A 1,384-nucleotide genomic window follows, 5' to 3' on the forward strand; every position below is an offset into this window, starting at 1 on the left:
GATCAAAACTGCCCCCGTCCGTGAGCCCCCGCCAGGAGCGCCCGTGTCCCCCGTCGTCGAGACCGACGTCCTGATCGTAGGCAGCGGCCCGGCCGGAGCGTCCGCCGCGCTCGCGCTGAGCACCTACGGTGTGCCGAACATCGTCGTGACCCGCTACGCGCGCCTGGCCGACACACCCCGTGCGCACATCACCAACCAGCGGACGATGGAGGTGCTGCGCGACCTCGGCGTCGAACAGGACGTCATCGCACGGGCCACCCCCCAGCACCTGATGGGCAACACCACCTTCTGCACCAGCCTGGCCGGTGAGGAACTCGACCGGGTGCGCTCGTGGGGCAACGACCCGCTCGTCCAGGCCGCCCACGAACTCGCCAGCCCCACCCGCATGTGCGACATGCCGCAGCACCTCATGGAGCCGGTCCTCGTCGACGCGGCCGTCGCCCGCGGCACCGCCCTGCGCTTCGAGACCGAGTACCTCTCCCACACCCAGGACGCCGACGGCGTGACGGCCACCGTGCGGGACCGGCTGCGCGGGGACACGTACGAGATCCGCGCGAAGTACCTCATCGGCGCGGACGGCGGCCGCTCGAAGGTCGCCGAGGACGCCGGGCTCCCGATGGGCGGCCAGATGGGCGTGGCCGGCAGCATCAACATCGTCTTCGAGGCGGACCTGACCAAGTACACCGCCCACCGCCCCTCCACCCTGTACTGGGTCCTGGCCCCGGGCGCCACAGTCGGCGGCATCGGCGCGGGCCTGGTGCGCTGCGTGCGGCCGTGGAACGAGTGGCTGATCGTGTGGGGGTACGACGTCACGGCGGGCGCCCCCGACCTGACCACCGAGTACGCCGAGTCCGTCGTACGGCAGCTGGTCGGCGACGACGAGATCCCGGTGACCATCAAGTCGTCCTCGGCCTGGACCGTCAACGAGATGTACGCCGAGCGGTACTCCCACGGCCGCGTCTTCTGCGCCGGCGACGCCACGCACCGCCACCCGCCGTCCAACGGCCTCGGCTCCAACACCTCCATCCAGGACTCCTACAACCTGGCCTGGAAACTGAAGCTCGTCCTCGACGGCACCGCCTCCCCGAAGCTCCTCGACACCTACACCGCCGAACGCGCCCCGATCGGCAGGCAGGTCGTCACCCGGGCCAACCAGTCCATCGGCGAGACCGCCCCGATCTTCGAGGCCCTCGACGGGCTGTCCCCGCAGACCCCCGAACAGCTGTGGGCCAACATCGCCGCCCGCAAGGACGCCACCGAGGCCGCGGAGAAGCAGCGGGCCGGGCTGCGCGAGGCCATCGCCTTCAAGGTGTACGAGTTCAACGCGCACGGCGTCGACCTCAACCAGCGATACGTCTCGGACGCGATCGTCCCCGACGGCAGC

1 protein-coding gene is annotated in these 1,384 nt (G+C 70.9%); it reads left to right on the forward strand.

All coding sequences use genetic code 11. The features are described 5' to 3' along the window. Positions 1 to 43: 43 nt before the first annotated feature. A partial coding sequence (locus EHS43_RS44570) for an FAD-dependent monooxygenase (protein WP_125196061.1) occupies positions 44 to 1,384 on the forward strand: 1,341 nt, incomplete at its 3' end.

It is taken from the genome of Streptomyces sp. RP5T (genome assembly GCF_003933965.1).
In the GTDB taxonomy this organism is placed as follows: domain Bacteria; phylum Actinomycetota; class Actinomycetes; order Streptomycetales; family Streptomycetaceae; genus Streptomyces.